Here is a 12,145-nt window from a genome sequence, read left to right as displayed (position 1 = left end):
ATCACCTTACGCAACGGTTAGCTGACCCGCATAGAGAATAAAAAAGCGCAGCAGCAGTACGCCGGTCAGGCTGGCACCGCACACTGCCAGCACGCCATGAAACGTCGAACTGCGGTTGGCCCAAGGTTTTAGCAGCATCGGCAGTATCAGCCCAAGCCCGGCCACGCCCAGCCAGAACCACCAGGTCCAGAATCCGCCGCCCAGTGCCGCCGCCAGCGCGCGCATTTTGCCGTCATCGCCCAGCGCCAGACCGACGAAAAACGCCGCCAGCAGGAAGATCTCCAGCCATACCACCGGGACTTCCATGCGATGCACAAAGTGCGCTTCGGTACTGTGCGGATTGCTACGATGACGTAACGCCATGGCGATCAGCGCCACCGCCGCGCCGGAGGAGATCCCGGAGAACAGGAACAGCACCGGCAGGATCGGGTTATTCAGGAACGGGTAGGATTTCAGCGCCGACAGCAGAAAACCGGTGTACGCCCCGAGCAGGACCGCCAGCACCAGCATTAACGTCTCCAGCGCGCGATGAAACGGCGCAATCAACGTCAGCATTTTCTGTACGATCCCTAATCGCGGCAGCCAGCGCTGCTGCAGAGCAATCACCTCTTTTTCAAAGATTTTTGCCAGCCACAGCACCAACACCACCATATACAACTGGAACAACATGACCCCCATCGACATCACCGAAGTGAAGCTGTAGTGGAACATCAGTTTCCAGAAGGTCCATGGACGCGTCAGGTGGAACACCAGAATCAGCAGACCGAAGATAATCGCCCCCGGCCCTAACACCAGCGTAGTGCGTAGCAGCGTGCTGTCAGAACCGCCCGCCTCCGGATGGAAACGACGCAGCAGAATCGCCAGCGTGACCAGTCCGGCGGAGATGCCAATCAGGAACAGATAGATGGCAATGGGCCAGTCCCACACCAGTGATTCAAAATGAAATGCAGAAGCGGATGTCATTGGCTCACCTCCCCAAATTTAAAGGGAACGCGGTAGACCTTCGGTTTTGTGCCCAACGCCAGCTTGTAACGGTAGGTGGTTTTCTGCAGCAACAAGCGGGAGATATCGCTGTTGGGATCGTCCAGATTACCAAACGTCAGCGCCTTCGTCGGACACGACTCAACGCAGGCGGGCTGCTTGCCCGCTTTCAGATTGGTTTTCCGACAGAAATCGCATTTATCCGCCGTTTTGCTAACCGGATGGATAAAGCGCACGCGATAAGGACACGCGGCGATACAGTACTGGCAGCCAACGCAAAGGTCCGGGTTCACATCCACAATACCGCTGGCGGCATCGCGATACGATGCCCCCGTCGGGCAGACGTCAACGCAGGGGGCATGGTCGCAATGCTGGCACGAATGACGGAAAAAGCGATACTTCACATCAGGAAACGTCCCCTGCGGCTCGCTGCGAATAATCGTCAGACGCGATACCCCTTCCGGCACGTTGTTTACTTCCCGACAAGCATCCATGCACGCCGTACAGCCGATGCATAGTGACTCATCATGTACCATACCGTAACGTACGCCGTTGATGTTCAGCGTCTTCGCCACAACGCGTCCCGCCGTCCCGCTCACTGCCACCAGCGCGCCGACGCGGGTGATAAACTGGCGACGAGAGCAACTCATGGATGCTCCTTAAGCAACGGAACCGACGCCGGGTTAAAGTTCGGATTGTTACGCTGATCGCTGTGGCAATCGACGCAAATCTTGATCCGTCCTTTATCACTTAGCGTCTGCATCGTGTCTTGCTTCGGATGCAGTGAGTGACAGCTGGCACACGCCACTTTGGTTACGTGGACATCGTGTGGCCAGAACGCTTTTTGTAGCTGCTCAGGCAGGTGGCAGGACATGCAGACGCTGTTCTGCTGTTCAACGTTGTACATCGGCTCATTAAAGCGCATCACATCCTTCACCCCTTCACGGTGGTTCGGTGACGGCTGGCCGTGACAGTTGGTGCAGGTGACCGGCAGTTTGTTATTCGGGTTGATGACTTCTGCATGCTTACCATGCATGCCTTCGGTATCTGGCTTGTGACAATCCAGACAGGCGGCATCCGGATTACGCTGTTGGGTAACCGTCCAGCGTTGATCCGACTCCTGCGGCGTTGGCGTGGCAGTGATTCCACTCAGGCTCCAGAACAAGCCTGACGCCAGCACCCCAGCAGTTAATAACGAACGTAATACGCTCATATTCACTCCGTTGAGTTATCCGCCCCTGACGGGGCGAAATGGGGTTATTGGCTTAACAGACCGTTTTTACGCGCCTGATCTTCCCACTGCGGAATCACCGTTTTGATGAAGTCCTGCTTCTCAGCATTGATTTGCTGCATGTTCAGACCAATCGCCGCCTGGGCTTTCTCTTTGGTAGAGATATCCGGTAACGGGATTTCATGGGTGATGCCTTTGGTCGCCAGCAGACGGACCAGTTTGGTACGCGCATCGGCGGCTTTATCCATGGCGCTACCCAGCATCCGCAGACCCTCTTCCGGAGCGTGCATGTGAATACCGTGTGAGGCGATAGACAGGTCCCAGCGCCATTGTGCGTGACGGATATCTTCCAGAATCGGCTTCATTTCCGCTTCAGTCGCACCCGCATCCCATGCAGCTTTCGCTTCGAAGTGCGCATGAACCAGCTGATCTTCCACCTTGATTTTCAGGTCATGAATAGCCTGTTTACGCTCGGCGACCACTTTTTGCAGGGACGCTTTATCCTGGGTGTGGCAGTTCGCACAGGTCTGAGCAAAGTTATCGAACGGGTTACCAATTTTATGGTCGGTGTAGAGCTTGCCTTCCGCGTTTTGCACTTTCGGCATGTGACAGTCGATACAGGTCACGTTGTTCTTGCCGTGAATGCCCGCGCTCCAGGTTTCATATTCCGGGTGCTGCGCTTTCAGCATCGGCGTTTTCGACAGGGAGTTGGTCCAGTCAGAGAAGGCGATGGTGTCGTAGTATTTCTCCATGTTCTCGACTTTCATGCCCTCGTCCCACGGGAACTTAACGGCTTTGTTTTTACCGTCGAAGTAGTATTCCACGTGGCACTGACCGCAGACCATGGATTGCTGATCAAAGCGACCGGCTTTCTCAAACGGTTTGCCGATTGCTTCCATCGCGCGTTCTGCATAAGGACGCGATAGCGTCAGCTCTGGCTTGCCTTTGGCGAAGTCTGGTGACGCAGTGTTATGGCAATCTGCACAGCCGAGGTTGTTAACAATTTCCGGACCGCCGCGCGCCCATTTACCGTGGAAGTAGCCATCTTCACCATCTTTCTGGATCAGACGCGCTACGTCCGGGCTTTTACAGCTCCAGCAGGCCATCGGCAGCGGGCCGTCTTCAGCCGTTTTTGGTGCGCCGGTACGTAAGGTTTCACGTACATCGGTCACGGCATAGGCGTGTCCACGCGGTTTGTTGTAATCGCGCGAGAATGGATATCCCGCCCACAGGATCACCAGACGCGGATCTTCTGCCAGCGCATCTTCACGGGCTGATTGCTCAGACGTGGCTTTCCAGGAGAGATATTGATCGGGATGCTGAGGAGCGAAGGTTTCATTCTTCGCTTCAACGGTGACGGTTTTTGCGGGTACAGGAGTTTGTTCAGCGTGAACAGCAGAAATAAATAATAAAGGTAATAACAGGCTGAAGAAACGGCGTACGCGTGATTTTATCCTTGCCATAGGGGTCTCATCCAGATGACGCCATTATCTGCAATGGCGGTTCTTTTATTGTTTTCCATAACAGCAACCACACGAATACTGTCATGACATTGCTCCACCCTATTTGTAACAAGAAACCACACTGAAAATGTTGTTTTTAATCAATTGTAAGTGTATGTAAAATACCACTTTAGAGTTATAAACCCCCTCTAACTCCTCACTCTTTTGTCTAATTCAGAGATAGATCACCTTTTCAATAATCCTTTAGATAACTACATGTTATCGCGAGATTTAATCAATTTTTGCTAGTTCCCTTCAAAATTAAGTTTGCCGCTAATTTGCACAATTCGTTTATTGCGTGATCTGCCGCGCAAATACTAAACAAAACTCTCAAAGCCCCTACATTTAACGTTTATGAGACATATTATTAACATCCTACAAGGAGAACAAAAGCCATGAGCCAAATACATAAACACGCTATTCCCGCAAACATTGCGGATCGTTGCCTGATAAACCCGGAGCAGTACGAAGAGAAATACCAGCAATCCGTTAACGAACCCGACACATTTTGGGGCGAGCAGGGAAAGATACTTGATTGGATCAAGCCGTACAGCCAGGTGAAGAACACCTCCTTCGCACCGGGCAACGTGTCGATTAAATGGTACGAAGACGGCACCCTGAACCTGGCCGCAAACTGCCTTGACCGTCATTTACAGGCAAATGGCGATCGCACCGCCATCATCTGGGAAGGCGATGACGCCACCCAAAGCAAAAACATTACTTATCGCGAACTGCATCGCGATGTTTGCCGTTTCGCCAATACGCTACTGGATTTAGGCATTAAAAAAGGCGACGTAGTGGCCATTTATATGCCGATGGTGCCGGAAGCGGCGGTTGCTATGCTGGCTTGCGCCCGTATTGGCGCGGTGCATTCGGTCATCTTCGGTGGTTTCTCACCGGAGGCCGTCGCCGGGCGTATCATCGACTCCAATTCACGTCTGGTGATCACCGCCGACGAAGGCGTGCGCGCTGGCCGCGCTATCCCGCTGAAAAAGAACGTCGATGATGCGCTGAAAAACCCGAACGTCAAAACCGTGGAACATGTGGTCGTCCTCAAACGTACCGGTGGAAAAACGGAATGGCAGGAAGGCCGTGACCTGTGGTGGTCCGATCTTATCGAGAAAGCCAGCCCGGAACATCAGCCAGAAGAAATGAACGCGGAAGATCCGCTGTTTATCCTCTATACCTCCGGTTCAACCGGCAAGCCAAAAGGCGTACTGCATACCACCGGCGGATATCTGGTCTACGCCGCAACCACCTTTAAGTACGTGTTTGACTACCATCAGGGCGATATTTATTGGTGTACCGCTGACGTGGGTTGGGTAACCGGGCACAGCTACCTGCTGTACGGTCCGCTGGCCTGCGGCGCAACCACGCTGATGTTCGAAGGCGTGCCAAACTGGCCAACCCCGGCGCGTATGTCGCAGGTTGTGGACAAGCACCAGGTCAATATTCTGTATACCGCGCCGACCGCCATCCGCGCCCTGATGGCAGAAGGTGATAAAGCGATTGAAGGCACTGACCGCTCCTCGCTGCGTATCCTGGGTTCCGTTGGCGAGCCGATTAACCCGGAAGCATGGGAGTGGTACTGGAAGAAGATCGGCAACGAAAAATGCCCGGTCGTCGATACCTGGTGGCAGACCGAAACCGGTGGATTCATGATCACCCCGCTGCCGGGCGCCACCGAGCTGAAAGCGGGTTCCGCAACCCGTCCGTTCTTTGGCGTACAGCCTGCGATTGTCGATAACGAGGGTAATCCGCTGGAAGGCGCGACCGAAGGCAACCTGGTGATTACCGACTCGTGGCCGGGCCAGGCGAGAACGCTGTTTGGCGATCACGAACGCTTTGAGCAGACCTACTTTTCTACCTTCAAGAATATGTACTTCAGCGGCGATGGCGCGCGTCGTGACGAAGATGACTATTACTGGATCACCGGTCGTGTGGACGATGTGCTGAACGTCTCTGGCCACCGTCTGGGAACGGCAGAAATCGAATCGGCGCTGGTGTCGCATCCGAAGATTGCCGAGGCCGCGGTGGTGGGTATTCCGCATAATATTAAAGGCCAGGCGATCTACGCCTACGTCACGCTGAATCACGGCGAAGAGCCGTCACCGGAGCTGTACGCCGAGGTGCGCAACTGGGTACGTAAAGAAATTGGTCCGCTGGCAACGCCAGACGTGCTGCACTGGACCGACTCACTGCCGAAAACCCGCTCCGGCAAAATCATGCGCCGTATTCTGCGTAAAATCGCGGCGGGCGATACCAGCAATCTGGGCGATACCTCGACCCTCGCCGATCCTGGCGTGGTAGAGAAACTGCTCGAAGAGAAGCAGGCCATCGCGATGCCATCATAACCACAACCGTGAAATGCCCGATGGTGCGCGGCTTATCGGGCCTACAAATCCTACCCCTACCCCTCCCCTGACCGGGAGGGAAAATATAATAACCCACCCCAAAGGATTTCGCGTTGCAGGAAGGCGGCAAGCGGGCGCATCCCCAGGAGCATAGTTCACTATGTGACTGAGGTGGGCGAGTGCGGCCAACACACTTGCAACGTGAAAGACGAAGGGGGCCTCTGGAGAACTCTGTGATGAATGACTCTATTTATCAGCGGATAGAAGACAGTGCGCGTTTCAGGGAGTTAGTTGAAAAAAGGCAACGGTTTGCCACCATTCTGTCCATCATCATGCTGGCAGTTTACATCAGCTTTATTTTACTGATTGCCTTTGCGCCTGGCTGGCTGGGTACGCCGCTACACGCGGGAACCAGCGTCACCCGGGGTATTCCGATTGGGGTCGGTGTGATCCTCATCTCCTTCATCCTGACCGGGATCTATATCTGGCGGGCAAACGGTGAATTCGACCGCCTGAACAATGCGGTTCTGCACGAGGTTAAAGCATCATGAAGAGAGTCCTGACGGCGCTTGCCGCCACGCTGCCCTTCGCCGCAAACGCGGCGGATGCTATTAGCGGTGCAGTCCAACGCCAGCCAACCAACTGGCAGGCGATTGTCATGTTCCTGATTTTCGTCATCTTTACGCTCGGTATTACTTACTGGGCGTCGAAGCGCGTACGTTCGCGTAATGACTACTACACCGCCGGCGGTAACATCACTGGTTTCCAGAACGGGCTGGCGATTGCGGGCGACTATATGTCGGCGGCATCGTTTCTCGGGATTTCCGCGCTGGTGTTTACCTCCGGTTATGACGGGCTGATCTATTCGCTCGGCTTCCTGGTCGGTTGGCCAATTATCCTGTTCCTGATTGCTGAGCGTCTGCGTAACCTGGGTCGTTACACCTTTGCAGATGTTGCTTCTTATCGTCTGAAGCAAGGACCAATCCGTATTCTGTCGGCCTGTGGTTCTCTGGTGGTGGTCGCGCTGTATCTGATCGCCCAGATGGTCGGCGCAGGTAAGCTGATTGAGCTGCTGTTTGGTCTGAACTATCACATCGCCGTCGTACTGGTTGGCGTGCTGATGATGATGTACGTCCTGTTTGGCGGCATGCTGGCGACCACCTGGGTACAGATCATCAAAGCCGTTCTGCTGCTGTTCGGCGCCAGCTTTATGGCCTTTATGGTGATGAAGCACGTCGGCTTTAGCTTCAACAACCTGTTCACCGAAGCAATGGCGGTACACCCGAAAGGTTCAGCCATTATGAGCCCGGGCGGACTGGTAAAAGATCCGATCTCCGCCCTATCGTTAGGTCTCGGCCTGATGTTTGGTACGGCAGGCTTGCCGCACATCCTGATGCGCTTCTTCACGGTCAGCGATGCCCGCGAAGCGCGTAAGAGCGTGTTCTATGCCACCGGTTTTATGGGTTATTTCTACATCCTGACCTTTATCATCGGCTTTGGCGCGATCATGCTGGTGGGCGCTAATCCGGCGTATAAAGACGCTGCTGGCGCGCTGATCGGCGGTAACAACATGGCGGCGGTTCACCTGGCGAATGCAGTGGGCGGCAACCTGTTCCTGGGCTTCATCTCAGCTGTGGCGTTTGCCACCATCCTGGCGGTGGTTGCAGGCCTGACGCTGGCGGGCGCATCGGCCGTTTCTCACGACCTGTATGCCAACGTGTTCCGTAAAGGCGCAACCGAACGTGAAGAGCTGAAGGTGTCGAAAATCACCGTACTGGTGCTGGGTGTGATTGCCATCCTGCTCGGCGTGCTGTTTGAGAACCAGAATATCGCCTTCATGGTAGGTCTGGCGTTTGCTATCGCAGCCAGCTGCAACTTCCCGATCATTCTGCTCTCCATGTACTGGTCAAGACTGACCACGCGTGGCGCGATGTTGGGCGGCTGGTTAGGTCTGCTGACGGCGGTGGTGCTGATGGTGCTTGGCCCGACGATTTGGGTCCAGATCCTTGGTCACGAAAAAGCCATTTTCCCGTATGAATATCCGGCGCTGTTCTCCATCAGCGTAGCGTTCCTCGGGATCTGGTTCTTCTCTGCTACCGATAACTCAGAAGAAGGTAATCGCGAACGCGAGCAGTTCCGTGCTCAGTTCATCCGTTCCCAGACCGGGTACGGCGTAGAACAAGGTCGCGCGCACTAACCACTCCTCCTCTTCCCCGGTCATTTTGGCCGGGGAAGACGTTCAGCGAATCATCCTGGATTCTCATCCTTTATCAAGCGACGAGCAGGCACAGCGATAAGCAACAGGAAAATAATCGCACACACAAGATTTAGCCACTGCCAGCCCTTCCAAAAAGCCAGCAACCCGCCACCCCAGAAATAAATCATTAAGCATTTATTAACATCCTTTTCTATTTTTATTTCATTCCTTTTGTAATACGTCCCTACCCTGCGGTAAAACTCCCCATCAGTCGCAGTTTGCCATCAACCAGCTTGAACATATATGACGTTGCACCATCACAATACTCTGAAAGGCCGGGAAGTTGCGTATTAGGACCGGTCCCCTGTGAAATAAAAAGAATACCGTCCGTAAGTTCCCCTTGGGCGACGGTATCGCATGTTCCTTTAACGGTATGACGTTTACCATGTTCTTCATAATAAAACATGCCATCTTCATCCGCAGGAAAATAGCGACGCTGCTGCTCATGTTCCGAAAGCGCGTTAATTCTGTACTCGTTTATCATCAGGGATTCAGCATCAACACCGATGCTGGCAAGCATCTGCAGATGCGCCATAATCTGCTGCGAATTTTGGTCAAACACAGTCTCGGTAAGTACATCTTCCTGACGGTTTTCATCATAATCAATAAAGTCAAATAGCGTCCCCTGCAAAGGAAAGACAAAATATGTTTTCAACGCGACAACGTTTTTCTCCCGCAACGCCTGTTGGAACTGTTGAAACTGCAGCAGCGCGCTTTTCTTTTGTTCCGCCGTGGTGATGGGAGTAACGTTTTTGGCGCTATAAAGAATAAGCAGCACAGAAGTAAAGTGATGACCCGTTTGGGCATACATCGTTTTCCCGGTCAGGATGACATCTTTTCCCAGAGAAGGAGCAAGATCGGCGTAATTAAGCTTATTTTTGCCCATCAAGATAATCTGCACTAGCGGAACATTTTCACGCTCACCGTTAACATCGCACTCAAACGGTTGATCCAATTTAAGATAATCATAAGTTACCGCTTCATCGCCATCTTTGATGCTTTCGTAATTTGGCGAACCGGGTAATGTCTGTTGTATTAATGTTCCCTGAAGTGTCACCTGTTGGTCTTCATCAGGACACCAGGCCAAAACGGCATGACTAAACAAAAGAGCAGATAACCACAAATATTTCACGCTGCGCATCCTTACAATGGCGAGTAACATTTATCATTATTCTAAGGCGTAAACATAAATTTAAACATAGCCTCTAAGAAAATCAGAATCTCATCCTCTCTTCCGGTCATTTTGGCTGGGGATCACATTTTTCCTTCTGCGTTGTATCCATCTTCTGCATTAGCGTTATTGTATAAAAATAAAATTGAAATATTGTTTTTATTACATCAACACGTTAATTCATTTTTTAGAAATGAGGATGTTATGAAGAAATATGCCCTAGTAGGAACTGGCGGGCGCGCGGGACTTTACATCAGCGCGATTGGCGGGCAGTGGAAAGAAAATGCACGTCTGGTCGCCTTTTGCGACACCAATCAAACCCGTATGAATTACGCCAACCAGCTTTTGGCGAACGAAGGTGCGCCCCCGGTCTCTACATGGAAGGCGCAGCAGTTTGAAGAGATGATCCGCGAAACACGTCCGGATATCATCATTGTGACCACCATGGACCGGACTCACGACGACTATATCGTGCGTGCGCTACGCGCAGGCTGCGATGTGATCACCGAAAAACCGATGACCATCGATGAGCAACGCGCCCTGCGGATTCTGGACGCCATTGAAGAGACCGGCCGTCAGTTACGCGTCGCTTTTAACTATCGCTATGCACCGCACCACAGCAAGGTTCGCGAACTGCTGATGAACGGTGCGATTGGCGAGGTTTATTCAGTTCACTTTGAATGGTTGCTCAATACCGAACACGGTGCCGATTATTTCCGTCGCTGGCATCGCGAAAAACGTAATAGCGGCGGCTTATTAGTGCATAAATCCACTCACCATTTTGATCTAATGAACTTCTGGCTGGGCAGTTATCCCGAGCGGGTGTATGCCGAAGGCAGCCTGCGTTTCTATGGAAAAGAGAACGCCGAACGCCGGGGCGTGACGCAATTTTACCCGCGCGCTCACGGCTATGCGCAGGCCAAAGACGATCCGTTTGCGCTGCATATGGCCGAAAAACCTCAGCTTAAAGCGCTCTATCTGGATGCAGAACATGAAGATAACTATTTCCGCGACCAGAGCGTATTCAGCGACGGCATCACCATTGAAGACACCATGTCGGTGCTGGTGAAGTATCAGAATCAGGTGCAGCTTACCTACTCACTGAACACCTGGCTGCCGTGGGAAGGCTTGAACGTGGTCTTTAACGGCAGCGAAGGCCGCCTGGAGATGAAAATCGTTGAGAAATCCTACGTCAACGCAGGAGGCGAGCGGGATAACGAAGGCTGCCTTGAAGCCTGTGACATCACTGTTTTCCCGATGTTTTCCGCGCCGTGGCAAGCTGATTTTACCCTCGGCGAAGGCGGTCACGGCGGTGGAGATAATGCGATGCTGGCCGATCTGTTTGGCGAACCGCGGCACGATCCGTTGCAGCGTGCCGCCGACCATCGCGCCGGCGCCATGTCGATTTTGACCGGTATCGCCGGGAATATTTCAATGCAGCAACAGCGGCCGGTGAATTTTAAAGAGTTCGCGCTGATTTCACGCTTGAAATAGCACACAGCCGCTGGTCAGAACATCAGCCTTGCGACCAGCGGCGCCACCAGCACCATCACCACGCCGGAAAGCATCATCACCAGGCTGGCGACCACGCCCTCCTGCTGGCCGAGCTCATAAGAGCGCGCCGTGCCCGCACCATGCGATGCTGCGCCAAATCCTGCGCCTTTCGCCATCCCTTCCCGAATAGAAAGCCGTAAAAACAGTACATCGCCAACCGCCATACCGAATACACCGGTCACTACCACGAACAATGCCACCAGGTCTGGTTGCCCGCCCAACGGCTCTGCTGCCGCCAGCGCAAACGGCGTGGTGACGGAGCGCACCGCCAGACTACGCTGGATTTCATCAGGCAACATAAACAGACGCGCCAGCCACACGGAACTGGTAACGGCCACCAGCGTTGCCGTCACCACGCCCGCCGTCAGTGACATCCAGTGCCGCTTAATCACGGCAAGGTTGTCATAGACCGGAACGGCAAAGGCGATGGTCGCTGGGCCTAACAGCCACAGCAGCCAGTGCGATTCACCAATATAGTTTTGCCAGGAGATATGCCCAAAGACCAGCATCAGGACCAGCAGCGCCGGAGTGAACACTAACGGCATCAGCGGTAATTTACGAAAACGGCGATACAGGCGCTTATTGGCAAAATAGATGCCCAGCGTAATCACCAGACACAGCACGCTTAGCTGGAAATTACTCACGGTTTAGCCTGCTCATTTCATAGCGATACACTTTATCCACGACCCACGCCGTTGCGCCAAGCACCATCAACGTACTTAGCGCAATGACGGCAAATATGCGCCAACCATCGACCAACAACAGCTGCGTATAGTTGACGACAGCCACCACCGCCGGAACAAAAAACAGCAACATTTCAGCCAGTAACCAGCGAGCGCCTGCACGAATCCAGTTCAGCGGGATAACCCGGCAGAAAATCAGCGCCAACATCAGCACCATCCCAACCAGGTTGGCAGGAAGCGGCAGATGCAGCCAGGAGACAAGATATTGAGAAAATACAAATAGACCTGCGTACAACAGAACCTGAACGGGGATCTGGAGTCGATGAATAACGGCAGGCGTCACGCGGCTTATCGCCACAGCCATGAGGGTATGTCCTTAAAAAATAGAGAGCGCCAGTATAGAGAGCCCCCG

General features: G+C 53.4%; 11 protein-coding genes. 4 read left to right on the top strand and 7 right to left on the bottom strand.

Annotated features, from left to right (window positions below):
- Nucleotides 1-6: 6 nt before the first annotated feature.
- Genes nrfD through nrfA form a run of 4 tightly spaced genes read right to left on the bottom strand, consistent with a single transcriptional unit; the run spans nucleotide 7 to nucleotide 3,675 of the window.
- A complete protein-coding gene (gene nrfD, locus OGV65_RS10595; protein ID WP_016155452.1) occupies nucleotides 7-963 on the bottom strand; it encodes a cytochrome c nitrite reductase subunit NrfD in 957 nt (318 codons plus the stop codon).
- Nucleotides 960-1,631: a cytochrome c nitrite reductase Fe-S protein gene (nrfC, locus tag OGV65_RS10590; RefSeq protein WP_016155373.1), complete on the bottom strand. Its 672-nt coding sequence runs from the start codon at nucleotides 1,629-1,631 to the stop codon at nucleotides 960-962. Before nrfC ends, nrfD begins: the two co-directional genes overlap by 4 nt.
- The gene (gene nrfB / locus OGV65_RS10585) at nucleotides 1,628-2,194 is read right to left on the bottom strand and encodes a cytochrome c nitrite reductase pentaheme subunit (RefSeq protein ID WP_005132587.1); all 567 of its coding nucleotides are present in this window, start codon (nucleotides 2,192-2,194) and stop codon (nucleotides 1,628-1,630) included. The genes nrfC and nrfB overlap by 4 nt, the downstream gene beginning before the upstream one ends.
- Before the next feature lie 44 nt (nucleotides 2,195-2,238).
- The gene (gene nrfA, locus OGV65_RS10580; protein WP_200047425.1) at nucleotides 2,239-3,675 is read right to left on the bottom strand and encodes an ammonia-forming nitrite reductase cytochrome c552 subunit; all 1,437 of its coding nucleotides are present in this window, start codon (nucleotides 3,673-3,675) and stop codon (nucleotides 2,239-2,241) included.
- 434 nt (nucleotides 3,676-4,109) lie between these two features.
- On the opposite strand from nrfA, the gene acs reads away from it, so the two are divergent.
- The 3 genes from acs to actP all read left to right on the top strand — a co-directional run bounded on the left by acs (nucleotide 4,110) and on the right by actP (nucleotide 8,265).
- Nucleotides 4,110-6,068, top strand: a complete 1,959-nt coding sequence (gene acs, locus OGV65_RS10575) for an acetate--CoA ligase (RefSeq protein ID WP_155554062.1) — start codon at nucleotides 4,110-4,112, stop codon at nucleotides 6,066-6,068.
- 236 nt (nucleotides 6,069-6,304) lie between these two features.
- Nucleotides 6,305-6,619 (top strand): DUF485 domain-containing protein, encoded by a 315-nt coding sequence (locus tag OGV65_RS10570; protein WP_016155370.1) that lies wholly within the window; start codon nucleotides 6,305-6,307, stop codon nucleotides 6,617-6,619.
- The gene (gene actP / locus OGV65_RS10565; RefSeq protein ID WP_016155369.1) at nucleotides 6,616-8,265 is read left to right on the top strand and encodes a cation/acetate symporter ActP; all 1,650 of its coding nucleotides are present in this window, start codon (nucleotides 6,616-6,618) and stop codon (nucleotides 8,263-8,265) included. The genes OGV65_RS10570 and actP overlap by 4 nt, the downstream gene beginning before the upstream one ends.
- A gap of 244 nt (nucleotides 8,266-8,509) precedes the next feature.
- On the opposite strand, the gene OGV65_RS10560 is transcribed toward actP, so the two are convergent.
- Complete coding sequence (locus OGV65_RS10560; protein ID WP_286454922.1) at nucleotides 8,510-9,457, bottom strand: DUF4431 domain-containing protein; 948 nt, start codon at nucleotides 9,455-9,457, stop codon at nucleotides 8,510-8,512.
- A gap of 243 nt (nucleotides 9,458-9,700) precedes the next feature.
- Here OGV65_RS10560 and OGV65_RS10555 point away from each other — a divergent pair, with 243 nt between their 5' ends.
- Nucleotides 9,701-10,990, top strand: a complete 1,290-nt coding sequence (locus OGV65_RS10555; protein ID WP_200052338.1) for a Gfo/Idh/MocA family protein — start codon at nucleotides 9,701-9,703, stop codon at nucleotides 10,988-10,990.
- A 14-nt stretch (nucleotides 10,991-11,004) separates the two neighbouring features.
- On the opposite strand, the gene OGV65_RS10550 is transcribed toward OGV65_RS10555, so the two are convergent.
- Nucleotides 11,005-11,694 carry an LrgB family protein gene (locus OGV65_RS10550; protein WP_049282883.1) on the bottom strand — a complete coding sequence of 230 codons (690 nt, stop codon included), beginning with the start codon at nucleotides 11,692-11,694 and terminating at the stop codon, nucleotides 11,005-11,007.
- The gene (locus OGV65_RS10545; RefSeq protein WP_286454921.1) at nucleotides 11,687-12,097 is read right to left on the bottom strand and encodes a CidA/LrgA family protein; all 411 of its coding nucleotides are present in this window, start codon (nucleotides 12,095-12,097) and stop codon (nucleotides 11,687-11,689) included. The genes OGV65_RS10550 and OGV65_RS10545 overlap by 8 nt, the downstream gene beginning before the upstream one ends.
- Nucleotides 12,098-12,145 lie beyond the last annotated feature (48 nt).

Source organism: Citrobacter sp. Cb004 (genome assembly GCF_030337065.1).
Lineage (GTDB): Bacteria > Pseudomonadota > Gammaproteobacteria > Enterobacterales > Enterobacteriaceae > Citrobacter > Citrobacter braakii.
This window is presented reverse-complemented; position numbering and strand designations above follow the sequence as displayed.

Excerpts from the sequence above, each read along its gene's own strand:
- nrfD (WP_016155452.1), bottom strand. The coding sequence starts at position 963 with ATGACATCCGCTTCTGCATTTCATTTTGAATCACTGGTGTGGGACTGG.
- nrfC (WP_016155373.1), bottom strand. The coding sequence starts at position 1,631 with ATGAGTTGCTCTCGTCGCCAGTTTATCACCCGCGTCGGCGCGCTGGTG.
- nrfB (WP_005132587.1), bottom strand. The coding sequence starts at position 2,194 with ATGAGCGTATTACGTTCGTTATTAACTGCTGGGGTGCTGGCGTCAGGC.
- nrfA (WP_200047425.1), bottom strand. The coding sequence starts at position 3,675 with ATGGCAAGGATAAAATCACGCGTACGCCGTTTCTTCAGCCTGTTATTA.
- acs (WP_155554062.1), top strand. The coding sequence starts at position 4,110 with ATGAGCCAAATACATAAACACGCTATTCCCGCAAACATTGCGGATCGT.
- OGV65_RS10570 (WP_016155370.1), top strand. The coding sequence starts at position 6,305 with ATGAATGACTCTATTTATCAGCGGATAGAAGACAGTGCGCGTTTCAGG.
- actP (WP_016155369.1), top strand. The coding sequence starts at position 6,616 with ATGAAGAGAGTCCTGACGGCGCTTGCCGCCACGCTGCCCTTCGCCGCA.
- OGV65_RS10555 (WP_200052338.1), top strand. The coding sequence starts at position 9,701 with ATGAAGAAATATGCCCTAGTAGGAACTGGCGGGCGCGCGGGACTTTAC.
- OGV65_RS10545 (WP_286454921.1), bottom strand. The coding sequence starts at position 12,097 with ATGGCTGTGGCGATAAGCCGCGTGACGCCTGCCGTTATTCATCGACTC.